Source organism: Mycobacterium sp. IS-1496 (assembly GCF_001499995.1).
Taxonomy (GTDB): Bacteria; Actinomycetota; Actinomycetes; order Mycobacteriales; family Mycobacteriaceae; genus Mycobacterium.
Genome location: NZ_LQIU01000016.1, coordinates 22937 through 47004, shown reverse-complemented (window position 1 = coordinate 47004; position 24068 = coordinate 22937). Strand labels below are relative to the sequence as shown.

General features: G+C 68.3%; 16 protein-coding genes and 1 pseudogene. 9 read left to right on the top strand and 8 right to left on the bottom strand.

Translation table 11 applies throughout. The annotated features are described in order from the left end of the window. Nucleotides 1-25: 25 nt before the first annotated feature. On the bottom strand, nt 26-496 hold the full coding sequence (locus AU195_RS10790; RefSeq protein WP_286149217.1) for a hypothetical protein: 471 nt from the start codon (nt 494-496) through the stop codon (nt 26-28). A 681-nt stretch (nt 497-1177) separates the two neighbouring features. On the opposite strand from AU195_RS10790, the gene AU195_RS10785 reads away from it, so the two are divergent. From AU195_RS10785 to AU195_RS10745, 9 genes and pseudogenes are all read left to right on the top strand, one after another. Further along, nucleotides 1178-2791: an HNH endonuclease signature motif containing protein gene (locus AU195_RS10785; RefSeq protein ID WP_059159060.1), complete on the top strand. Its 1614-nt coding sequence runs from the start codon at nt 1178-1180 to the stop codon at nt 2789-2791. A gap of 470 nt (nt 2792-3261) precedes the next feature. Beyond that, nucleotides 3262-3690: pseudogene (locus AU195_RS10780) on the top strand (leucine zipper domain-containing protein); the annotation flags it as partial. A 169-nt stretch (nt 3691-3859) separates the two neighbouring features. Then, complete coding sequence (locus AU195_RS10775; protein ID WP_059159059.1) at nt 3860-4747, top strand: urea amidolyase associated protein UAAP1; 888 nt, start codon at nt 3860-3862, stop codon at nt 4745-4747. After that, nucleotides 4744-5394, top strand: a complete 651-nt coding sequence (locus AU195_RS10770; RefSeq protein ID WP_059159058.1) for an urea amidolyase associated protein UAAP2 — start codon at nt 4744-4746, stop codon at nt 5392-5394. The genes AU195_RS10775 and AU195_RS10770 overlap by 4 nt, the downstream gene beginning before the upstream one ends. Then, nucleotides 5391-8981, top strand: coding sequence for an urea carboxylase (gene uca, locus AU195_RS10765; protein ID WP_059159057.1), 3591 nt, complete (start codon nt 5391-5393; stop codon nt 8979-8981). The genes AU195_RS10770 and uca overlap by 4 nt, the downstream gene beginning before the upstream one ends. Next, nucleotides 8978-11434 (top strand): allophanate hydrolase, encoded by a 2457-nt coding sequence (gene atzF / locus AU195_RS10760; protein ID WP_059159056.1) that lies wholly within the window; start codon nt 8978-8980, stop codon nt 11432-11434. The genes uca and atzF overlap by 4 nt, the downstream gene beginning before the upstream one ends. Before the next feature lie 2 nt (nt 11435-11436). Continuing rightward, entirely contained in the window at nt 11437-12465 is a 1029-nt protein-coding gene (locus tag AU195_RS10755; protein ID WP_059159055.1) for an isopenicillin N synthase family dioxygenase, read from the top strand. Nucleotides 12466-12553: 88 nt separating this feature from the next. After that, complete coding sequence (locus tag AU195_RS10750; protein WP_059159095.1) at nt 12554-14041, top strand: sodium:solute symporter family transporter; 1488 nt, start codon at nt 12554-12556, stop codon at nt 14039-14041. A gap of 62 nt (nt 14042-14103) precedes the next feature. Continuing rightward, the gene (locus AU195_RS10745; protein WP_059159054.1) at nt 14104-14790 is read left to right on the top strand and encodes a TetR/AcrR family transcriptional regulator; all 687 of its coding nucleotides are present in this window, start codon (nt 14104-14106) and stop codon (nt 14788-14790) included. Nucleotides 14791-15069: 279 nt separating this feature from the next. Here AU195_RS10745 and dnaB read toward each other — a convergent pair whose 3' ends face one another. From dnaB to AU195_RS10710, 7 genes are all read right to left on the bottom strand, one after another. Beyond that, complete coding sequence (dnaB, locus tag AU195_RS10740) at nt 15070-17664, bottom strand: replicative DNA helicase (protein WP_059159053.1); 2595 nt, start codon at nt 17662-17664, stop codon at nt 15070-15072. A 450-nt stretch (nt 17665-18114) separates the two neighbouring features. Next, nucleotides 18115-18573: a 50S ribosomal protein L9 gene (gene rplI, locus AU195_RS10735; protein ID WP_059159052.1), complete on the bottom strand. Its 459-nt coding sequence runs from the start codon at nt 18571-18573 to the stop codon at nt 18115-18117. Between the two features lie 29 nt (nt 18574-18602). Further along, nucleotides 18603-18863 (bottom strand): 30S ribosomal protein S18, encoded by a 261-nt coding sequence (gene rpsR, locus AU195_RS10730; protein ID WP_059159051.1) that lies wholly within the window; start codon nt 18861-18863, stop codon nt 18603-18605. A gap of 48 nt (nt 18864-18911) precedes the next feature. After that, nucleotides 18912-19403 (bottom strand): single-stranded DNA-binding protein, encoded by a 492-nt coding sequence (locus AU195_RS10725; RefSeq protein WP_059159050.1) that lies wholly within the window; start codon nt 19401-19403, stop codon nt 18912-18914. A gap of 75 nt (nt 19404-19478) precedes the next feature. Next, a complete protein-coding gene (rpsF, locus tag AU195_RS10720; RefSeq protein ID WP_011562740.1) occupies nt 19479-19769 on the bottom strand; it encodes a 30S ribosomal protein S6 in 291 nt (96 codons plus the stop codon). 129 nt (nt 19770-19898) lie between these two features. Continuing rightward, nucleotides 19899-21515, bottom strand: a complete 1617-nt coding sequence (locus AU195_RS10715; protein WP_059159094.1) for a glycosyltransferase family 87 protein — start codon at nt 21513-21515, stop codon at nt 19899-19901. A gap of 38 nt (nt 21516-21553) precedes the next feature. Further along, nucleotides 21554-23989, bottom strand: coding sequence for a transglycosylase domain-containing protein (locus AU195_RS10710; RefSeq protein WP_059159049.1), 2436 nt, complete (start codon nt 23987-23989; stop codon nt 21554-21556). Nucleotides 23990-24068: the final 79 nt, after the last annotated feature.

Sequence of the window (24068 nt, the reverse complement as noted above, 5' to 3'; positions counted from 1 at the left end):
ACGAATTGACACCGAGGATGTCCAGCTAGCGGACGACGACCTGCGGCGGGGGTGCGGCTGCCTGGTTGTAGAGGTCGACGGCTTCGCCCATCGCGGCTTTGACGGTGTTGTAGTAGCCGGTTCCGATCCCGCGCCGGTGCTCGAGCAGTTGCGGGTTCTGGGCGAGCGTGGCGGCCTGCACGGTGTCGTCGGTGATGCCGTATTTCTTGAACGCCTCGGTGTACCGGGTGATGAACCGGGCGATCGCCTGGTTGGGGTCTTGGCGTTCGGCGACGGTGCCGAAGCTGGCCTTCTCCTGGAACAGGCCGAAGACCTCATCGGCCGCGCTCCCCGGGCCCCCGTAGGCCTGCACACCGCCGGACACCGTCGGGCGGAAGGACGATTCGATCTTCGCGGTGGCGATGATGGTCTTGATCTGCTCTTCGGTCATCCCGGCGGCCCGGCCCTGGCTCACGATGGCGCTGACGATGTCCTGCGGGCTGGAGTCCTTGGCCACGACCACCGGCTTTGGGGCGGGGGCGGCCGCGAGCACCGGCTTGGGGGCGGAGGCGGCGGGCGCGGCGTCGACAGTGGCCGCATCGCTTGCCGCCGGCTGCGCAACCGGGGCGGCTGTACTCGGGTGGTCCGGCGAAGCGACGAGAGCAGCACCCCCGAAGCCGGCAGCGATGAGAACTGTGGCGACGAGCGGCTTTCGTTGTCTCTGATCTGAAGTCTTCGTCACTCGGGCGTGCTTCGGCATGGTCTCTCTTCTGTGAAGGTTTTCGCTCCCCGCGGACAGGGCTCCCCTCCCCGCCAACCCGACACTCAGGCGCTGAGAAACGGCGTTGGACTCCGACTGGTAGGCAGCGACTGACTGCCGACACGGCCAGATGCGTGCCGGCAACGAACGATCGCTACGCGCAGGACAGCTCAGGCGACGCGCGGTTGACGCGGCGCCGATAGTTCACCCGGAACGACTACTGCCACTGTTCGGCGGAGTGGCCTACATTGCGTTGTTCTGGGGTCACTGCCCTGTCAGAGTTAGCCGCCGACTTTAATAGAACCGCTGCGATTCGCACAAAACGCCAGGTATATGGCGCATAGAAGGCATGGATCGCTGCCCCGTTGCGGACCGGGCCGACGAGACGATGGCTACGGTGCGGATCGCGGATCGACCGCCCGATTTGTCGGTGGCCGAATGTATGTTCGAATCATGTCGAGCAGCGACCTCCAGAGCGCGGTGAGCGCGCTGCGCGCCGCCTACGAGGCGGTGGCCTCCTGTGATGTCGCCCTGCTCGATCGGCCCGAACTCGTCGCCGCGCTCGACGATCTCGAGACCCTGGGGTGCCAGCTTCCTGCGGTGAGCCACCGGTTGTTGGCCCGGCTGCAAACCGAGGCCACACCGCAGCAGCTGGGCGCCACATCGTGGAAAGAGGTCCTCACGGTGCGGTGGCGGATCTCGGGGAGCGAGGCTCACCGCCGCCTCACCGAGGCCGCCTTGTTGGCGCCGCGCCAGGCGTTGACCGGTCCGTCGCTGCCACCCCTGCTGCCCGCGACCGCGGCCGCCCAAGCGCTCGGATGCATCACCGGCGAACACGTCGAGGTCATCCGCAAAGCGGTCGACAAACTGCCCGCATGGGTGGATACGGCCACCCGTGAGCAGTTCGAGGTCACCCTGGTCCGCACCGCGGTGGGTGTGGGCCCCAAGGAACTCAAGGACACCGCGGACCTCACCCTGTTCCTGCTCGACCAGGACGGACCCGAACCCGATGACACCGAACGCGCCCGCAAACGCGGGCTATCCAGGTCCAAACAACGCGACGACGGAATGGTCGACCTGTCCGGTCATCTGACCCCGGAAGCGTGGGCGGTGTGGGAGGTGCTCTTCGCCAAATACGCCGCGCCGGGCATGTGCAATCCCGACGATCCCGAACCCTGCACCTCAGGCACCCCCACCCAAGCCCAGATCGACAACGACCACCGCACCCTGGCCCAGCGCCAACACGACGCCATGGTCGCCGTCGGACGCATCGCCTTGATGAGCGGCGAACTCGGGCAACTGAACGGACTGCCGGTCTCGATCATCATCCGCACCACCCTCCAAGACCTGGAATCGCGCGCCGGGGTCGGCACCACCGGCGGCGGCACCGTGATCCCGATCAAGGAGGTGATCCGGATGGCCGGCCACGCCAACCACTACCTCGCGGTGTTCGACAAAGCGACCGGATCAGCCCTCGATCTGTTCCGCGCCAAACGCACCGCCTCCCCGGCCCAGCGCATCATGCTCATCGCCCGCGACGGCGGATGCACCAAACCGTGCTGCACCATCGGCGCCTACGGCTCCCAAGTGCATCACGCCAACACCGACTGGAAAGACGGCGGCAACACCAACACCGATGAACTCGGGCTCGCCTGCGGCCCGCACAACCGCAGCGTCGACAACGACGGCGGCTGGTCCACCCGCATGACCGACCAGTGCGAGGTCGAATGGATCCCGCCACCACGACTCGATACCGGCCAGGCCCGGCTGAACTACCACCACCGACCCGAACGCCTCCTGCGCCCGCCCGACGACCCCGACGTCCGCGGCGACACCGTTGCATCAACAAAGCCCGCTGTCGCTGACGACACCGGCGACACACAGCTCAACGCCGAGCCGGCTGCCGACCGCGACACGACCGGTCACGTGAAGACCGCTGCCCCGGTGGCCGACGAAGTCCCCCAGACCGTTCGCTCCGACAACGCCACCGGACCGCTAGCCGACGCCGGTGAGCCCGGCGGCCCCGCACCACCAAAAGGCCGGGCGGCCTGACCGTCCCAGATCGTCGACACCGCATCCGCAACACGCTGCGACGTTCAACTCGTTGTCTGACAATCCGAATGGTGAACTCCGACAGGCCGATACCGACGTGAGGAACGCGTCGTCCTCACGGACCACCCATATAGGCGGTTCATGTTGCGGGAGAACGACGACGGCCGCATCCTCCTCAGCCATCCACTGGTGTCGCGGAGGCTCCGTGCGAGTAGGACGCGACACCCGATTTGCACAAAATCCCCTCTGCTGCAGCGCTATCGCCAACAGTCGGAGGAGCGCGCACAAAAGGTGACAGAGCACCGGCGACGAAGCGATGTGTCGCACCGAGGCCGGCTATGGTCGTACGCCCTGTGCCGCCTAGTTGTACTGACCACGGACGTTAGGTACGGCGTGGCGTCGTGACGTGACGAAGACCTCCGAGTGGAGTGCGAGCTGTCTAGGAACGCTCACCGATCTCGGAGGTCTTCGTGGTTCACCGTAATGCCCCTTTGTCGGAAACGGGTCGTCTGCGGCTGGCTCAGTGTGTTGTCGATCGGGGTTGGTCGCTTCGGCGAGCTGCTGAGCGCTCCTAGGTCTCGGTCAGCACCGTGCGCCGCTGGGTCGACCGCTACCGCCTCGAGGGTTCGGCCGGCATGGTCGACCGCAGCTCGCGACCCCATCGCAGACCCAACCGGACACCAACGCGCACCGAACGGCGCATCATCAAAGTACGGGTGCTGCGCCGCTGGGGGCCGGCGCGGATCGGCTACCTACTCGGCATCCATCCCTCCACAGTGCACCGCGTGTTGACCCCCTACGGCCTGGCCAAACTGCGGTGGCTCGACCGCCCGACCGGACGGGTGATCCGCCGGATGGAGTCCACGCGCGTCTCACCGCCCACCAGACTCGACGCTCGCAGCCCACCAATACCTGTCACCTGACAGAAACAATCGACGCGCGTTGTTAACAGCGCCCGAATCATCGGTTACATCACCGCAACCACCACACCGCGTTCACCGCGAAAACTGTCATCCGACAGAAAGTCCGCTGCCAAGAGGTGGACTCACTACTGGGTGAGAGTGATCAGTGAGCAGCACGGTTTCCGATGGTCGGCCCGCCGACATCCCCACATCCGAGACGGCCACCACGGCCGGCGCCCGGGCGCATGCCCGTGCCCAGCACGGCAGCACGGCGGAGTTCATGCGCCACCAACCGGCGTCGTCCTCCCCGACCGCGCCAGACGACGTACCCGCCTCGCAGCTGGTGTGGTCGGAAACCGTTGCACCGGGCGGATACACCAGCGCTGTACTGGCTCGCGGCACCCGCATCCGGCTGACCGACCTGCTCGGTGACGCCTGTGCGCATGTGGTGCTGCACCGCGCCGACGCCCCGCACGAACGGCTCAACGTCGCCGACACCGTCAAGGTGCCTTGGCAGGCCTACCTCGGCGCGGGTCATCCGCTGCTCAGCGGGTTCGGCCGGGTGCTGGCCACCGTCGTCGCCGACACCTCCACCCATCATGATGCGCTGACCGGAACATCCACCCGCGCGGGGAACCTGGAACGGTACGGGGCCGCCGCCCCAGAGTCCGCGTCACCCGCCGGGCGTGAACTGTTCACCCTCGCCGCGCTCAAACACGGGCTCGACCGCCGTGACCTGCCGCCGTCGGTGTCGTTCTTCCAGGGCGTTCGCGTCGACCCCGACGGTGCGTTCCGCTGGCTCGGTTCCGCCGGTCCCTCGACGACGGTCGACCTGCTGCTGCATGTCGGCGCGATCGTGATGCTGGCCAACACCGCGCACCCGTTGGACCCGCGAGCGGACTACACCTGCTCTCCGCTGCGGGTGCACGCCTGGCCCGCCAGGGCCGATCTGGATCGGCTGACCGCAGGAGAACTGTTGGGGCCGTTGGGTCCTGAGCACACCCAGGCCATTGTCAACACCGACGCCGATCTTGCCGCGAGGGGGCAACTGTGACGACACTCGACATTCCCGCCCTGGTCCCCGGAACCGTCGTGCTCGACGAGTACGTTGCCGCCCGCGCATCCTGGTCGGCCGTGATCTCCGCCGGGGATGTGCTGACCATCGTCGACCTGGCCGGCAACCAGGCCGTGGACTGCCTGCTGTATTCCGCGGTCGACACCGGTGTGCGGTACTCGGCACCGGAAACCGTTCGGCGCCAGGGGCGTATCGCATTGACCACCGGATCGGTGTTGCGCGCCGACACCGGTGATGCGTTGATGACCGTCGTCGCCGACGAGGTCGGCGTGCACGACACTCTGGGCGGGGCGTGCTCCAAGGAGTCGAACACCCTGCGCTACGGCCAGCACACCCGCGCCCAGCACGGCTGCTTGGAGAACTTCCTCATCGAAGGCTCCCGCCACGGGTTGGGCGCGCGCGATATGGCCAGCAACATCAACTGGTTCATGAACGTGCCGGTGGACCCCGACGGGGCACTCGGCATCGTCGACGGGCTCTCCGGACCGGGTAAGCGTGTCGCGTTGCGCGCCGACATCGACACCCTGGTGCTGGTGTCGAATTGCCCGCAGATCAACAACCCTTGCAACGCTTTCGACCCCACCCCGGTACGGATGATCGTCACGCGATCGGAAGACCAGGCATGAACCACACCGTTCTGATCGCCAACCGCGGTGAGATCGCGGTCCGGCTGATCCACGCCGCGCGTAACCTCGGCATGCAGACCGTCGCGGTGTTCTCCGACGCCGATCGTGGTGCACCGCACGTCGCGCTGGCCGACCGAGCGGTCCGGATCGGCCCCGCAGCACCCCGCGACAGCTATCTGCGCACCGCCGCCATCCTGGATGCCGCCGCCACCACCGGCACCACCATCGTGCATCCTGGCTACGGATTCCTCTCGGAGGACGCCGATTTCGCAGCAGCCGTCGAAGTCGCCGGTATCGCCTTCGCCGGCCCCACCCCGGAGCAGCTGCGCGCGTTCGGCACCAAGCACACCGCACGCGCCGCCGCCCGCGCCGCCGGGGTCCCGATCTTCGCCGGCTCCGACCTGCTGAACGGCCTCGACGACGCCGTGACCGCCGCCGAGACCATCGGCTATCCGGTGATGCTCAAGGCCACCGGCGGTGGCGGCGGTATCGGTATGCAGGTGTGCCGCAACGTCGATGACTTGCGCTCGGCCTACCATCGCGTGGTCGCGCAGGCCGAACGCAGCTTCGGATCGGCCGGGGTGTTCGTGGAGCGGTATGTCGACAACGCCCGCCACGTCGAGGTGCAGATCTTCGGCGACGGCACCGGCCGCGTGCTGTCGCTGGGTGACCGGGACTGCTCGCTGCAGCGCCGCCACCAGAAGGTCATCGAAGAGGCGCCGGCACCCGCACTGCCCGAGCCCGTTCGCGAGCACCTGCACGCGACATCGCGGGCGCTGGCGGCCTCGATGCACTACCGGTCGGCCGGCACCGTCGAATTCGTCTACGACGCAGCCCGCCAGGAGGCGTCGTTCCTCGAGGTCAACGCCCGGCTGCAGGTCGAGCATCCGGTGACCGAGGCGGTCACCGGCGTTGACCTGGCGGGCTGGATGATGCGGCTGGCCACGGGTGACGCCGCCATGTTCGACCAGCACCCCGGCGGTACCGTCGCAGTGACCGGCCACGCGGTCGAGGCCCGGGTCTACGCCGAGGATCCCACCCGCGACTACCGGCCCAGCACCGGCACCATCACCGCCGTCAGCTTCCCGGACGACGTCCGGGTCGACGGGTGGGTGCAGGACGGCACCGAGGTCACCGCCTCCTACGATCCGCTGCTGGCCAAGGTGATCACCCAGGCCGATGACCGCGACGCGGCGCTCGACCGTCTCGCCGAAGCGCTGGTCAAAACCGAGTTGCACGGCATCGAGGTCAACATCGGCATGCTCGGCGCCGCACTGGACCACCCGGATGTGCGGGCCGCCCGGCACAGCACCGCGACACTGGCCCAGGTCACCGATCCCCGCCCGCGCATCACCGTCGAACGGCCCGGCCTGCTGACCACCGTGCAGGATGTGCCCGGCCGGATCGGCCTGTGGCAGGTGGGGGTGCCGCCGAGCGGACCGATGGATGATCTGTCCTTCCGACTCGGCAACCGAGCCCTGGGCAACCCCGAGCACGCGCCCGGTTTGGAATGCACGGCAAGCGGTCCGGCCCTGCGCTTCAGCCATCCCACCACGGTCTGCATCACCGGAGCCGAATGCCTGGTCACCGTCGACGGTGTGCCCGTGCCGATGTGGGAACCGGTCGACGTCCCCGCCGGCGGTGTGCTCGACATCGGTGCCGCCGACACCGTGGGCTTGCGCGCCTACGTACTGTTGGCCGGCGGGCTGGACGTGCCGACCTACCTGGGTAGCGCCTCGACGTTCACCCTCGGCCGGTTCGGCGGACACGGCGGCCGCGAATTGCACGCCGGAGATGTGCTGCGCACACACGCCGCCGAGGTGCATCCCGTCGGTCCCGTGCCGGCCGCATCCCGTCCGGCGTTCACCACCGAATGGGAGCTCGCGGTCACCGAGGGGCCGCACGGTGCCCCGGAGTTCTTCACCCGCAAGGACATCGACACTCTCTTCGAGGCGTCGTATCGCGTGCATTTCAACTCCGCGCGCACCGGGGTGCGGTTGGAGGGCCCGAAGCCGCAGTGGGCGCGTCCCGACGGCGGCGAGGCCGGTCTGCATCCGTCGAACATCCACGACAACGCGTACTCGGTCGGCGCCCTCGATTTCACCGGTGACACCCCGATCCTGTTGGGTCCCGACGGCCCGAGCCTGGGCGGTTTCGTCTGTCCGGTCACGGTGATCGCCGCGCAGCGCTGGAAACTCGGGCAGTTGCGACCCGGAGACACCGTCCGGTTCGTGCCGGTGCGGGCCGCCGACGCTCCGTCGCGGGCCGAGTTGAGTCCCCGTCGCGTCGCCACGCTGCCCCGCAGCGGTGATGGTGACGACGGTGTGCTGGCCCGCCGTGACGGGATCGGTGGTGCTCCCGCGGTCACCTACCGCCGCAGCGGTGATGACAACGTCCTCGTCGAATACGGCGATATCGTGCTCGATCTCGCACTGCGGGCACGTGTGCACGCCCTGCACACCCGCCTCGACGGCAGCGTCAACGGAATCTTGGATCTGACGCCGGGTATCCGCTCGCTGCAGGTGCACGTCGACCCGGACGTGCTGCCGGTGTCGCGGTTGCTCGGTCAGCTGGCCGAGATCGAGGACGAGCTGCCGGCCTCCTCGGAGCTGGTGGTGCCCAGCCGCCGGGTCCGGTTACCGCTCAGTTGGGACGACCCGGCCACCCGGGAAGCGATCGCCCGGTACACCTCGGGTGTTCGTGCTGACGCACCGTGGTGCCCGTCGAACATCGAATTCATCCGTCGCATCAACGGTTTGGACAGCCAGGCCGATGTGTACGACACGGTGTTCGCCGCCGAGTACCTCACGCTGGGACTCGGCGACGTCTACCTCGGCGCGCCGGTGGCCACTCCGCTCGATCCGCGGCACCGACTGGTCACCACCAAGTACAACCCGGCCCGTACCTGGACCGCGGAGAACTCGGTCGGCATCGGCGGCGCATACCTGTGCATCTACGGGATGGAGGGACCCGGCGGTTATCAGTTCGTCGGGCGCACCACTCAGGTGTGGAGCCGCTACCGCCACACCGCGCCGTTCGAGCCCGGCAGCCCCTGGCTGCTGCGGTTCTTCGACCGGATCTCGTGGTACCCGGTCTCGGCCGAGGAACTGCTGGAGTTGCGCGCCGACATGGCCGCCGGCCGCGGCAGTGTGGACATCACCGAGGACACGTTCTCCCTGGCCGAGCACGACCGGTTCCTGGCCGACAATGCCGCCGACATCGCGGCGTTCCGGGACCGCCAGTCGGCGGCCTTCGCCGCCGAGCGCGCGGCGTGGGAACGTGCCGGGGAGTTCGACCGCGCCGAGCGGGCCGCCTCCAATGTCGCGGTGACCGCCGACGAGCTCCAGCTGGCCGACGGAGACCATCGCGTCGACGCACCGTTCTCGTCGAGTGTGTGGAAGGTCGACGTCACCGTCGGTGAGCAGGTCGTCACCGGCCAACCGCTGCTGGCGCTGGAGGCCATGAAGATGGAGACCGTGCTGCGGGCACCGTCGGACGGTGTGGTGACCCAGATCCTGGTGTCCGCCGGACATCTGGTGGATCCGGGCACCCCGCTGGTGGTCGTCGGGACGGGCGGTGCCGCGTGAGAGCCGCCGATCGGGTCCGCGCGGCCTACGCCGCCATCGAGGCCGCCGACCGTCCGCAGATCTGGATCACCCTGCGGCCGTTGACCGATGCGCTTGCCGACGCGCGGGCCGTGGACGATGCCGGTCCGAATCTGCCGCTGGCCGGGATGGTCGCGGCGGTGAAGAACAACATCGACGTCGCCGGCATCGCCACCACCGCGGCATGCCCCAGCTACTCCGATGGTCCGGCAGCCACCGACGCGACGGCGGTGGCCCGGCTGCGCGCCGCCGGCGCCGTGATCATCGGGGCGACCAACCTGGACCAGTTCGCCACCGGCCTGGTCGGCACCCGCAGCCCCTATGGTGCGGTACGCGATTCGCGTCGGCCCGAATACATCTCGGGCGGCTCCAGTTCCGGATCGGCGGTGGCCGTCGCCCTCGGATTGGTCGACATCGCCCTGGGCACCGACACCGCCGGGTCCGGCCGGGTGCCGGCCGCCCTGCAGGCCATTGTCGGGATCAAGCCGACACTCGGGGTGGTGCCTACCGACGGCGTGGTGCCGGCCTGCCGGTCGTATGACTGCGTGACCGTGTTCGCCCGCGACCTCGACACCGCCGATGCCGCCATGGGGGTCATCGCCGGGGGTGCCAGGGAGTTCCCGCCGGATGCTCCGCTGGCGGCTCCGCCGGCCACCAGGGTCGCGGTGCCGCGCACGCTGCCCGGATTGTCGCCGGAGTGGTCGCAACTGTTCCGGACCGCACGTGAACGATTGGCGGGCAACGCAGTCGAACTGGTCGAGATCGATCTGGACCCCTTCCTGGAGGCGGCCCGGCTGCTCTACGACGGTGGCCTGGTCGCCGAACGGCACGAGGCCGTGGGTGCCTTCATCGACGGCCACCGCGGTGCGGCGGATCTGGACCCGACCGTCGCGACCATCATCGGGGCGGCCGGTTCGGTTCCGGCGACCCGGCTGCTGCACGACCGCACCCGGCTGGCCGAGATGACCGCCGTCGCGATGGCCGGACTCGATGGCTGCCATGCACTGCTTGTTCCCACGACCACCGAGCATCCGACGATTGCGGAGGTCGCCGCCGACCCCGTGGGGGTCAATTCCCGGCTGGGCACCTATACCAACTTCTGCAATCTGATGGACCTGTGCGCCGTCGCCATTCCGGCCGGAGCCGATTCCGTCGGAGCGCAATTCGGTGTCAGCGTGGTAGCGCGTGCCGGCCACGATGCCGTGGCCATGGATATCGCGCGGCTGCTGACACAGTCACCGGCTTCGGATGCGTCCTGGCCGTCGCGCGCCGGGCTGGACACCACGCGGCTACTGGTGGTGGGCGCCCATCTGCGCGGGCAGCCATTGGCTTGGCAGCTCGACGACCGCGGAGCCCGCTGGATCGGACCCGTACGTACCGCACCGCATTATCGGTTGGCCCGGCTGGACACCGATCCGCCGAAGCCCGGGCTGGTGCGGGTCTGTGCGGGTGAGGGCACCGTCATCGGCGGAGAGCTGTGGCTCATCGGTACGGCGATGCTCGGTGACTTCCTGGCCGAGCTGCCGGCGCCGATGGCGCTGGGGCGGGTTGAGCTCGCGGACGGTTCCGAGGTGGTCGGCTTCGGGTGCAGCCTGCAGGCCTGGCAGTCCGGCACCGACATCACCCACCACGGCGACTGGCCCGGATACCTGCGCCGGGTGACCCCGGGCCCTGCGGCGACCTGGTCCGATGTGAGGTATCGCAGCTGGCGTCGAAGCGCAATCGCGTTGCCCGGCAGTCCTGTTGACGTGAGCGGCGATGTCGAGTGGCTGCAGGCCGGTGACCTGTACATCGACCTGCGTACGCCCGCGGACATGCCGGTGATCGCCGGTACCTCGCTGGACACCCTGACCCGTGCCGACCTGGCCGCGCTGTGCGCTCAGCAGGGCTTCGCCGGCCGCCTGGTCGCCGACGACGGGACCTGGACATGGCAGCGTGAGATCGATCTGCATCCGGCCGAAGTCCTGCCCGACCGTGGCCGCCTCCATCTGGCCGGTGATGTCCTGGTCGAGACCGGCATCGGCCGCGACTACCACGAGGACTGGTCGGCCCGGCGCATCCACGGGCCCGCCGTCGAGCTGTGGCTGCGCGACGAGGCGGGTCGCTACGGCATGCTGCTACGGGTTGGGGATCATTTCGGTTACGCGCGCGGACGTGGCGTGGACCTGGAAGCCGACTCGCTGGCCGAGGCCGTCGCCGCAGCCGAACTCGACGATGCCCGCGCGCTGCTGGATGTGGAGATCTCGCTCGGTGTGATCGACGAAACCGGCTGGCGCATCACCAGGTCGACACTGCCGTTCCGGGTCGGTGACGACCTGGCCCCCGACCTCGGCGCCACTCGGGTGAGCACCTCCGACCGGGACCGGTCGGGTGCGAACGCCCGGCGGAACTGGACCGTGACCACCCTCGACCATGCACTCGCACTCCAGGACTGACGATGACTGCTGATTTCACCAACGTTCCCGTGCTGGACATTTCGGCGCTGCTCGACGAGACCGACCCCAGCTACCACGATGCCGTCGCCGCGCTCGGTGACGCAGCCCGCCGCGTCGGGTTCGCCCAGGTCGTCGGGCACGGTATCGACCCGCACCTGTACGCCGATCTGCTGCACCACACCCGCGCCTTCTTCGCACTCCCCGAGGAGGAGAAGCGCAAGGTCTACATCGGGCTGTCCAGCAACCATCGCGGCTATGTCCCACCCGGCGAGGAGGTGTTCGCCTCGGGCACCGTGGACGCCAAGGAGGCCTTCGACCTGTCGGTTGAGCTGCCCGCCGACGATCCGCGCTATCTGGCCGGCCATCCATTGCTCGGACCGAACCAATGGCCCGAGTTGCCCGGATTCCGGGAGGCCGTAACAGCATGGTATGACGCTGTTTTCGCGCTCTCCCGGCGATTGCTGCGGGCCTTCGCGCTGGCGCTGGGCGAACCGGGTGACCGCTTCGACCGATACGTCACCGCCCCGCCCTCGCAGCTGCGGTTGATCCACTACCCGTACGACCCCATGGCCGCAGACCGGCCGGGTATCGGTGCGCACACCGATTACGAGTGCTTCACCCTGCTGCGCCCCACCGCTCCCGGTCTGGAGGTCCTCAACGCCGCCGGCGACTGGATCGACGTTCCGCTCATCGAGGAGGCATTCGTGCTCAACATCGGTGACCTGCTGGAGATCTGGACCAACGGCGAGTTCGTCGCCACCACCCACCGGGTCCGCAAGGTGACGCAGGAGCGCTACTCCTTCCCGCTGTTCGTCAACGTCGATGACGACACCGAGGTGGCGCCGCTGCCGGCGTTCGTCGGCGACGGCGCACCCGCCCGCAGCCCGGTGATCGCCGGCGAGCATCTCTTCGCGCAGACCGCGCAGAGCTTCCGCTACCTGCAAGAGCGCCTCGCCCGGGGGGAGGTGACACTGCCCGAGGGCGCCCATCCCCTGGCGACATTCGGCCGAAAGGCCCTGATCGCCGGCTGAGTCACCGCACCGACGCGGATCCGAACTCTTTCTCCGGCAATGTCGCCGGGACTCCCTGATAACTCCTACTCCCCCGATGGAGTCCGCCATGATCATCACCGGCGTTGCCATATTCCTGCTCATTCTCACCATCAGCGGCGTCGTGTCCGCGCGTCGAGTGCGCGGCGACTGCTCGAACTATCTGGTCGCCGGGCGCGCGTTGCCCGCCGTGCTCGTCACCGCGGTCCTGATCGCCCAGCCCGTCGACTCCAACGCCACGATCGGCAATGCCGACCTGTCGGCGGCGTTCGGCTTCTGGGCCGGTGCGGCGCTGCCGATCGGCCTGGCCCTGTGCCTGGTGCTGATGGGGCTGTTCTTCGCCAAGCGCATGCGGGCGGCCGACGTGGTGACGCTGCCCGAGTACTTCCGCAACCGCTTCGGTCGCAGCACCGAGGTCGCCTCGTCCTTCCTGACCATCGCCAGCTTCATCATCCTGCTGGCCGGCAACCTGGTCGCCGTCGGATTCCTGCTCGAACGCTTCCTGAGTGTCTCCTACGCCTTCGGCATTCTGCTCACGGTCCCCTTGGCGTTGCTCTACACCATCAGCGGGGGCATGTTCGCCTCGGTCTACACCGGGGTGGCGTGCGTGCTGGTCAACGTCATCGGTGTTGTCTCGCTGGTGATCTGGGTTGCCTCCACCCACGGATTCAGCGCCCCCGAGGGCATGGGCGCCGGTGATCTGGCCCAGCTGACCTCCAGTGACTCCGGCGCGGTCATCAACTGGGCGACCATCATCGCGCTCGGCTTGGGCAATCTGGTCGCCATCGATCTCATGCAACGGGTGTTCTCCGCGCGTACCCCCGGGGGTGCCCAGAAGGCCTGCTTCGCCGCCGCGGCCGGCCTGTTGATGTTGTGCATCCCGCTGTCGTTCGTGGCACTGGCAGCGGTCAGCATCGTCGGCGACGCCGCCGCTGACGGACCGATCCTCTACACCTTGCTGGGCCAGTACGCACCCTCGTGGCTGGCCATCGTGGTGATCTCCGGCCTGCTGGCCGCAACGCTGACCACCATCAGCGGCATCCTGTTGTCAACAGCAGCGGTGTTGATACGCAACATCTTCCGCATCGACGCCGACGCGGTGATCATGACACCGCGGGTGCTGAAGGCCACCCGGTGGGCCACACTGCCGATGGCGGTGCTGGCTGCCGTCGTGGCACTGCGGGTGCCGCAGACCGGCATCCTGTTGACCCTGGCCTTCGACCTGCTGCTGGCCAGCCTGGTGGTGCCGTTCATCCTCGGCCTCTACTGGTCGCGTGGCGGGGCGGCGGCGGTGTGGGCAGCGATCCTCGTCGGTATCGGGGTGCGGATGACCTTCTTCGTGCTCACCCCGACCATCTACGGCGTCGACAACACGCTGTTCTACATCGCCAACGAATGGATGAGCACGGCGGTAGACGGGTGGAGCACCCTGCTGGCCGGTGCCGCCTCCCTGATCGCGTACCTGGTGGTTGCCGCGGTGACGCCGCGGCCGGTCTCCCTCGCCGAGGAAGTCGAGCCGGCACCGGCGCCCGAGGTACTGACCGCGGCGCGATCCTGAGCGCCCGGCACGAGGTCACGGTTGCGCACGTGTCGAGCCTGCCGGACTGGCAGGATCGACCCGTGCGCACCACCGCGAGCGGCCGGCCCCGGCTCGAGCGTCGTAAGAGACCGGGTGACACCGCCCGCGACGAGGTGTTGGACGCGGCCGCCGAACTGTTCACCACCCTGGGAGTCGCGGCCACGACGACGCGGCAGATCGCCGAGGCGGTGGGGATCCGGCAGGCTTCGCTGTACCACCATTTCCGCACCAAGAACGACATCCTGGCTGCGCTGCTGAGCGGCACCGTGATGTCCTCACTGACCGCGGCGCACCGGCTCAGCGATCGACCCGAACCGCCGGTGGTCCTGCTGCACGCGCTGAGTTACCTGGATTGCCGACTGTTGTGGGACAGCCCGTGGAACTTGGGCATCCTGTACCTGCTGCCGGAGGTTCGCGACCCGCAGTTCGGCCAATTCCACAGCCAGCGGGCCCAATTGCGGGAGGCCTACCGTCGGTTGTCGCATCGGGTGATCGACACGGCGCCACCCGCCCCCGGCACGCTGGACGTCGGTTGTGACGCCGACGCGGTGTTCCGTCTGGTGGAGAGTCTGCCGAACCTGCGCGCCGACGGCCTCGGCGCGCCGGACCAGCCACGGTGTACCGCCGACCTGGCGGTGCACCTGCTCGGCTGGCGCGGGGACTGGGACGGTCTGCGCGCTGCATCGCAGGTTGTCGCCGACGAGGTGTCCCCGGCGGCCTCGAGGTAAAACGATCCCGGGTCTGGTTCGTCCTCGCCGACGTCGGAATCCAGAAACCGACAGGTCCGCCGATCGTCGCGGGTCCTCAAGCTTCGATCTCGGGGTTGTTCCACCGAGCGAACGATGCCAGGCCGCGCTGGTGTCAACGTGTCTCTGCGGGGGGGTTTCACACGTGTCGCCCGGGAAGGTGCGCCGACCGCAGCGCGCCGCCTCGTTGGGGCGACACATGGTCTGAATGAGACGACCTCGGCGTTCTGAGCACGTTCCACGGCGGAAGTCACAGAATCCCTACGCGTGGGCCATGTTCGCGAAACGCGACAGATGCAGCTGGTGGGCCACGGTGATCGTCTTCGTCGGGCCGTTACGGTGCTTGGCCACGATGAGGTCGGCCTCGCCGCCGCGCGGATCGTCCCGCTCGAAGGCGTCCGGCCGGTGCAGCAGGATCACCATGTCGGCGTCCTGCTCGATCGCACCCGACTCACGGAGGTCGGACAACATCGGCTTCTTGTCCGTCCGCTGCTCCGGACCACGGTTGAGCTGGCTCATCGCGATCACCGGAACCTCGAGTTCCTTGGCCAACAGCTTCATGTTTCGGGAGAACTCCGACACTTCCTGCTGGCGTGACTCGACCTTCTTGCCCGACGTCATCAGCTGCAGGTAGTCGATGACGATGAGCCGCAGCCCGGCCTTCTGATGCAGCCGGCGCGCCTTGGCCCGGATCTCCATCATCGTGAGGTTCGGCGAGTCGTCGATGTAGAGCGGCGCCTCGCTGATCTCACTCATCCGCCGCGCCAACCGTGTCCAGTCGTCGTCGCTCATCCGCCCGGAACGCATGTCGGCGAGCTTGATCTTCGCCTCGGCCGACAGCAACCGCATGACGATCTCGGACTTGCTCATCTCGAGCGAGAAGATGACGCTCGGTAGTTGGTTCTTGATCGAGCAGGACCGCATGAAATCCAAACCGAGGGTCGAGTTGTGCGTCGGCACCATCGACCGGCTTGCCAGGTACATGTGGCTCTCATTGTCCACCTCGACGCACCGCACCGGAACGCTGGGCACCGGCCGCACATCCACGATGAACCGCGACCCCGATCGAACGGTGCTCGTGGCGCCACGTCGTTCCTTGTGCAGCAACGCCTTTCGACTCAACCCGAACACGTCGTCGTCGGTGGAGAAGTTCAGTGTGTACGCGACCGACGAGTCATCGCTCCGGCCGTGGACTCGTTTGGCTGACGTTTGGCATCGGTACCCGAGGCTGACGACCAGCTCAGCGACATCGGCTGCCAACCGCTTGTTGGTCACACTGAACTGGACACCGCCGCCAACGGTCACCGTGCCGTCGGTGTCGAGCAGACCGGCCAGCAATGCGCGCCGCTGCGACTCGGAACCCCGCAGGTAGTCCGCGGTAATGTGCTTGTCGCCCAGTACGCCGATCGTGCGGAGCCGACCCTGCAGAGTCCCCACCTCGTTGTGGCAGCGCTGGCACAGACGCAGCCCGCAGGACCGCCCACCGCAGCGCTCGCATGTGGGTGCCGGCACCGGCGCGGACACGAATCGCGCCCGGCCGCCACACGATCGCCCGCAGGTACGCACCTGCCTCGTCTGGGGAACGAACTCGGTGCCGCACACTTCGCACTTGCGCGGCGCGACGGCCTCCGGGGCAGGCAGACGCAACTGGTACCGGTATGGAGCGCTGGCCGACTGGTGTGCCTCGACCCCCTCCCCCTCGATGCGCATGAGAATCTCGGGGTCCACCGTGGTGATCTGCGCGGCGGCGGTGGTGCCGTCGCCCAACCAGGCGCCCAGCGTGTACGGCGGCACGAGCAGGTCGCGGTCGGGCGATTGGAGCGCCGCCGCGTTGGCGACCGAGTGATTGAGCCGGCGATCTGCGGTCTGGCACCGCAGCGTCGCCGCGATCTCCTCGGTCGTGCGTACCGCAGCCTCCGCCCGCACCGACCTGCGTGACGCTCGTGTATCCGTCAGCCACTGATGCTCGGCGTCCGCGACGATGACCGTGCCGTCGGAGAACTCGACCTCATAGCAGGGCCGGCCGACCATCACGTCGGTCGCCGCGACCACCCGGGTGGGCTTGCCGTCGTCACCGATCAACAGATCTCCGACCGCGACCTCGCCCATGGTGGTCCAGCCGTCCGGCGTGGGCAGCGGCGTGTCGAGCGCCAGCGCCTTCCCCATACCCGGACGTGCCGCGATGACGATCATCTGCCCCGAATGCAGCCCGTTCGTCAGCTCGTCGAGTTCGGTGAAACCCGTTGGCACACCGCGCGAGATACCGCCCTGGGAGGCGATGGCGTCGATCTCGTCCATCGTGGGCTGCAGCAGGCTCTCCAGCACCGCGAAGTCCTCGGACGACCGCCGGTCCACCACGTCGTAGACCTCGGCCTGCGCCCGGTCGACCACATCGGCCACGTCCGCCCCGTCAGCGCCCGCATAGCCGTACTGCACGACGCGGGTGCCCGCCTCCACCAACCGGCGCAGCAGCGCCTTCTCGGCCACGATGCCCGCGTAGAAGCCGGCGTTGGCCGCCGTGGGCACCGTCGAGATCAGCGTGTGCAGATACGGCGCCCCGCCGATCCGCCGCAGCAGCCCGCGCCGGTCCAGCTCGGCGGCCACGGTCACCGCATCGGCGGGCTCACCGCGGCCGTACAGGTCGAGGACGGCGTCGTAGACGTTCTGGTGTGCCGGCCGGTAGAAGTCACCGGGACGCAGCCGTTCGAGCACGTCGGCGATCGCGTCCTTGCTCAGCAGCATGCCGCCGAGAACGGCCTGCTCCGCCGCGGCGTCGTGCGGAGGTTGACGGCCGAAATCCTCGCTGGGCGGAGGAGCGTCCATGTCCGGATGACCACGGTCGTCCACGACAGCCACGAGACCCCCTCAATCTGTCGAACGTCAGTTCGGTTTCCGCTCGTTGCGACTGTAGGGACCCCCACCGACAACTCCGCGCGAGGGCCAACGTTAGACGTTGCTGGCACGGCCGGGAACCGGCCCTGTGGACAACCCTGTGGATCGAATGTGGATAGATCAGGCCGCGCATGTTGAGGCGTTGGGGAGAACCTGTGGATGAAGGTTCGTTATGTGGATATCACCGCAGATAAGCGCATCACAGCGCCGGTAAATCGTTGTGGATAGAAACTTCTTCGGCGTGTCGTGACGGGTTGACGAGTCGGGCGTGTTGAGTAGCGAGGCAGCGCCGGGCAGATTAACACCAGATAACGTTCGCTGTGCAAACTTCGGCCGGGAATGTTCGCCAGAAGACACAGCAACGCCCGGGTGGGAACAAGATCAGTTCCTACCCGGGCGTATTTGACGCTGGTGTCAGCTTTCGGCGACGACGTTCAGCGACACCGAGGCTTCCACACCCGGGTGCAGCCGCACCGAAACCGCGTGCGTGCCGAGGCTCTTGATGTGCGCCTTCGGCAGCTGCACCGTCCGCTTGTCGAGGTTCGGTCCGCCGGCCTTCTTGATCGCGGCAACCACATCGGTGGACGTGACCGAACCGAACAGCTTGCCGGTGTCGGCCGACGCGTTCACCGCGAGCTCCACGGTGTCGAGCGCCTCGAGCGCGGTCTTGATCTCGTTGGCGTGCTCCAGACCGCGGACGGTCTTGAGCTCACGGGCGCGACGGATGTCGTCGGCCTGGCGCTGGGCGCCCCGGCTGGCGACGATCGCCAGCCCGCGCGGCAGCAGGTAGTTGCGGCCGTAGCCGTCCTTGACTTCCACGGTGTCACCGGGCTCGCCGAGGTGTTCCACGCCGGCGGTCAGAATCAGTTTCATCTCGTTGATCTCTCGTTTCCGGTGGCGGTCTACCGCGTCGACGAACCGAACGGCAGCAGGGCCACCTCGCGGGCGTTCTTCACCGCGACCGCGACGTCACGCTGGTGCTGGACACAGTTGCCGGTCACCCGGCGGGCACGGATCTTGCCGCGCTCGCTGATGTAGGTGCGCAGCAGCGCGGTGTCCTTGTAATCGATGTCCTGCCCCTTGCCCTTCTTGGAGCAGAACACGCACTTACGGGTCTTGACCGGCTTTTCCGGTGCCGGCCGCCGCTTGTTGGACTTGGCCATATCTCTATCTCTTTCTCAATGTTTCTTCGGGAGTGCTCTGGGAGCGACTCAGAAGGGGGGCTCGTCGTCGGCGCCGCTGAAGGAACCCGACGCCGGGGCGCTGCCCCACGGGTCCTCGGCCGCGGCCGCCTGTCCACCACCGCCGGCGCCACGGGATCCCCCCCCGCCGCCACCGCGGCTGGCCTTGTTGACCTTGGCCGTGGCATACCGCAGGGAGGGGCCGATCTCGTCGACCTCGACCTCCATGACGGTGCGCTTCTCGCCCTCACGGGTTTCGAAGGACCGCTGCTTGAGTCGACCGGTCACGATGACCCGAGACCCTCGGGTCAGGCTCTCGGCCACGTTCTCGGCGGCCTCGCGCCAGATGTTGCAGCGCAAGAACAGCGCTTCGCCGTCCTTCCACTCCCCGCTCTGGCGGTCGTAGATCCGCGGCGTGGACGCCACGGTGAAGTTGGCGACGGCCGCACCGGACGGCGTGAACCGCAATTCCGGATCGGCGGTCAGGTTTCCGACGACGGTGATGGTGGTGTCACCAGCCACTGGGTCCTCCTGAAATGGACGGCATGTTGGGCGCGAGCCTACGCAAGGCAGATGACACCCGGAGCCGTTCGGTGATCAGTGCTTGTCGGTCCGCATGACCTTGGTGCGCAGCACCGACTCGTTCAGGCTGAGCTGACGGTCGAGCTCGGTCACCGTGGCCGGGGCGGCCTTGACGTCGATCACCGCGTAGATGCCCTCGGCATGCTTGGCGATCTCGTAGGCGAGCCGGCGGCGGCCCCAGATGTCCACCTTGTCAACGCTTCCGCCGTCCTTGCGGATGACGTTCAGGAACGTCTCCAGCGAGGGAGCCACGGTGCGCTCGTCAAGTGTGGGGTCGAGAATGACCATGATTTCGTATGGACGCATTAGAACCTCATCACCTCCTATGGTCGTAGTGCGGCCACGGCGAATTCCGTGGCAGGAGGGTCGCCTGCGTCGGCAACCTGCCCAGGCTACAGGAGACGGGTCTGAGCTGCGAAATCCGTCGTCGTGGCGCTACCGCGTGAGCTCGGCGGGTTCGTGCTCGGGTGCGGGCGCGGCGCTCACCCGCACCCGCCGGGCGGCGGGCTGCAGCCAGTCGGGCAGCCAGCGCGGCGGATCGTCGGGAGCCCGGTCGAAGACGCCGCCCGCCGGATCGTCGACGCGCCCGCCGAAGCGGACCAGGTCCAGTTCGGGGCGGTAGATCTGGCGGATCACCAACGCGCACAACGTGATCACCGCGACGTCACGCAGCAGCACCGTCGCGGTGAACCACTGTTCGGGCAGCCCCCGGTTGGATTCGCCGTAGAGGTAGAGCATGCGGGGCACCCAGACCAGCGCGTCGATCGTCATCCACGCCAACAGGATCCGCCGGTGCGGCAGCGCGAGCACGGCCAGCGGCACCAGCCACAGCGAGAACTGCGGGCTCCACACCTTGTTGGTCAGCAGGAACGCCGCGACCACCAGGAACGCCAGTTGCGCCACCCGCGGGCGCTGTCGGGCCGTCAGCGCGATGTACCCGATGGCGATGCAGCAGGAGGCGAACAGCACCGCGGTGACCGTGTTGAGAATGGTCGGCGGCTGCCAGAAGCCGAGGCCGGCGTCGAACCCCCGCCACCCGGTGAACGACTTCACGACGTTGTACAGCGAGTCCATGTCGTCACCGCGACGGGTGTTGAGCCGGAAGAACTCCGACCACCCGCGCGGGAACAGCACCATGATCGGCAGGTTGACCAGCAGCCAGGTTACGAACGCCGTGGCCGCCGTCTTGGCCACCTCCCGCAGCCTTCCGGTTCGCACCGCCAGCAGCACCAACGGCACCAGCAGCAGCAGCGGATACAGCTTGGCCGCCACCCCGAGGCCGATCAACGCACCGGCCAGCACCGGTTTTCGCCGCGCCCAGGCGAGCATCGCGCCGACCGCGAAAGCCGTTGCCAGCGCGTCGAAGTTGGTGAAGATCTGGAAGATCACCAGCGGTGACGCGGCCACCAGCGCCGCATCCCAGACCCGGCGGCCGGCCAGCATCGCCGTCGCCCACACCGTCGCCAGCCACGCCAGCGCCAGCCCGAACGCGGCGATGTTGAAGAACATCACCACCTCGGCGACCACCGGGATCGACACCGCGCGCGTGACAGCGGAGTACGTCTTGGCCAGTGCCATCGACACGTACTGGTACAGCCCGGTCAGCACCGGATACTCCATGTACCGCACGGCGACCTCGCCGTCGTGGGTGATGCGCGGATCACCGCTGCCGTCGACCTCGATCCAGCTCGACTTGTACGGAAACTTGCCCTGGTTCAGCAGTTCCGCGGTGTAGAGCGGCACGGTGTCGGAGTAGCAGAGCTGGTAGTAGGCGCGGTTGTTGTCCCAGTTCGCGACCCGCTGATCGGCCGACCCGGTGCCGGTGGTCTGCAGACACGCGGCCTTCGTCGAATAGCCCAGTGCGAGGAACGCGACCGCGATGATCAGCATCACACGCAGCGGGGTCAGGAACCGCTGCCTGCCGATCAGCGCGTGCCGGCCCACCGGACCGCCGACGGTCTCCGCGAGGGCCGCGCCGATGCGGTCGGTGCGGCTCGGCAGATCGCGGTCGTCGGCGCTGCGCAGGTCGTGCGCCAGTGGCGACGGCGACACCCACCGGTTCTCCGGTTCCGCCCGCTCCTCGGGCGCCGTCACGGAGGCGGCGGCGGACCGGGCGCTACGGGCACACCCGGGGGCGGCGGTGGCGGCACACCGGGTGCGGGCACGACGGGTGCGGGCGCGGGCACTCCCGGCGCGGGCACCGGCTGACCGATCGGTGGTGGCGGCCCCACCGGCACCGTCGTCGGCGGGCCCAGCGGGATCGTGATGCCGGGCGCGACCTCGAGAGTCGGTTGGATGACCGTCTGCGACGGTGTCGGCGGTGCGGTGGTCGTGTAGGTCTGACGCGGCGGCGGCGCCTGCGGCACACCCGCGTACCCGCCGATCTCCTCGGGCTCGGGGAACGACTCGGTGTCGGTGTCCTCGAGCGCGCCGTCCATCGTGGCCTTCCAGATGTCCGACGGCAGACCCGAGCCGTACACCGGCGAGCCCCACTTGTTCTCGAGCGGTTTGTTGCCCTCGACGGTGCCGACCCACACCGCGGTGGACAGCGACGGGGTGAACCCGACCATCCACGCGTCCCGGTTGTCGTCGGTGTCGCCGAGCTGGTTGGTCCCGGTCTTGGCCGCCGACGGCCGCCCGCCCGCCAGCGCGTGACCGTTCGAGTACGCGGCGATCGGTTGCATCGCCGCGGTGGCGTTGTCGGCCACGTTCTTGTCGATGCGCTGCTCTCCGGTGTTGTCCTCCTGCGAGGCGTCGAAGAGCACGTCACCCTCGGAGTTGACGACCTTCTGGACGAAGTGCGGCTTGTGGTAGACGCCGGAGGCGGCCAGCGTGGCGTACGCCGAGGCCATGTCGATCACCCGGGACTGGTACTGGCCGAGGACGATCCCGTTGTTCGGCGGTCCGCCCTGCCCGTCCTCGGACAACGTGTGCTCGACGCCCGGGAAGCTCTCGGGGATACCCGCCTCGTGAGCGGCATCGGCCACGTCCTGCGGACCGTTGTTGAGGTCGAGCATCAGGCGGTAGTAGCTCGTGTTCAGGGACCGCTTCAAGGCCTCGGCGATGTTGCAGGTGCCGCAGCTGTTGCCCTCGACGTTGCTGATCTTGATGCCGTCGACCTCGAGCGGAGAGCTGTCGACCTGGTATCCCAGGCCGATGCCCTGCTGCAGCGCGGCCACGAGCGCGAACACCTTGAACGACGAACCCGTCGGCAGGCCGGCCTGGGCGAAGTCGAACCCGTTGGCGTCCGAACCGCCGTAGTACGCCTTCACCCCGCCGGTCTTCGGATCGATCGACACCACCGCGGTGCGCATGTCGGGATCCTGACCGTCCAGGTACTCGGCGACGGCCTCCTCGGCCGCCCGCTGCGCCTTCGGGTCGATGGTCGTGGTGATCTGCAGACCCTCGGTGTTGAGCTGCTGCTCGCTGATGTTGAACAGCTCGAGCAGTTCGCGCTGCACCTGACGCTCGATGAGGCCGTTGGGGCCCGTCGTCTGGTTCTGGGTCTGCGCGACGTCGGGCGGCACCGTCGGCGGGAACACCTGCGCGGCGCGGTCGGCCTCCGAGAGCGCCCCGATCTCGACCATCCCGTCGAGCACCCAGTTCCACCGGTCGGCCGCGCCCTCGGGATCGACGGCCGGGTCGAGCGCGGACGGGCGCTGGATGAGCGCCGCCAGCAGAGCGCCCTCGGCGACCGTGAGCTGCTCGACCGGCTTGTTGAAGTAGGCCTTCGACGCCGCGGCCACGCCGTAGGCGCCGCGACCGAAGTAGATGATGTTCAGATACGACTGCATCACCTGGTCTTTGGACCACTCGCCGGACATCTTCGTCGAGATGACCAGTTCCTTGGCCTTACGGGTGATGCCGCCCAGGCCCCCGCGCTCGGAACCGACGAGCGCGTTCTTCACGTACTGCTGCGTGATCGTCGACCCACCCTGCAGGTCGCCCCCGAACAGGTTGTTCTTGAACGCGCGGGCGAAGCCGGTGAACGAGAAACCCGGGTTGGAGTAGAAGTCGCGGTCCTCGGCGGCCATCACGGCGTCGCGAACGTGCACCGGGATCTGGTCGATGTTGACGTCGACGCGGTTGCCTTCGGGCGGAACGATCTTCGCGATCTCGCTGCCGTCGCTGGCGAGGATCGTCGACACCTGATTCGTCCGGATGTCGCCCGGGTTGGGGACGTCGACGATCATGTACGCCATCCCGAACGTGACCAGTGGCAGCACGATCAGCGCTACGGCCGCGGCGATCAGGCCGCGGCGGACCCACCTCCAGTTGACGCGCTGACGCCAGTGCGGACGCCCGCCCGGCGGCGGACCGGACGGTCCGTCACCACCGCCACCGGGGCCGCGCGGTGGCGGCGGCTTCTGCGGCGGGGTGCCTTCGAGTGCGGCCTTGACCACGTCGATCGGATCACGCAGATGTGGCGGCGGTTCGTCGCGGATCTGCGGCAGGATCGCCGTGCGGTTGTCGTCGGGCGCCCGCGGCGGACGGTTGCGGGGAGCCGGTTCGGGTGGGCGTTGCATCCGACCCTGCACCGGACCCTGAGCAGGACGGGGCGGACGGCCCCGATCCGCGTGCCGTGGGCCGCGGTCGGATCCTGGA

Excerpts from the sequence above, each read along its gene's own strand:
- uca (WP_059159057.1), top strand. The coding sequence starts at position 5,391 with ATGAACCACACCGTTCTGATCGCCAACCGCGGTGAGATCGCGGTCCGG.
- rplI (WP_059159052.1), bottom strand. The coding sequence starts at position 18,573 with ATGAAACTGATTCTGACCGCCGGCGTGGAACACCTCGGCGAGCCCGGT.
- AU195_RS10755 (WP_059159055.1), top strand. The coding sequence starts at position 11,437 with ATGACTGCTGATTTCACCAACGTTCCCGTGCTGGACATTTCGGCGCTG.
- rpsF (WP_011562740.1), bottom strand. The coding sequence starts at position 19,769 with ATGCGTCCATACGAAATCATGGTCATTCTCGACCCCACACTTGACGAG.
- rpsR (WP_059159051.1), bottom strand. The coding sequence starts at position 18,863 with ATGGCCAAGTCCAACAAGCGGCGGCCGGCACCGGAAAAGCCGGTCAAG.
- AU195_RS10785 (WP_059159060.1), top strand. The coding sequence starts at position 1,178 with ATGTATGTTCGAATCATGTCGAGCAGCGACCTCCAGAGCGCGGTGAGC.
- AU195_RS10710 (WP_059159049.1), bottom strand. The coding sequence starts at position 23,989 with ATGCAACGCCCACCCGAACCGGCTCCCCGCAACCGTCCGCCGCGGGCG.
- AU195_RS10750 (WP_059159095.1), top strand. The coding sequence starts at position 12,554 with ATGATCATCACCGGCGTTGCCATATTCCTGCTCATTCTCACCATCAGC.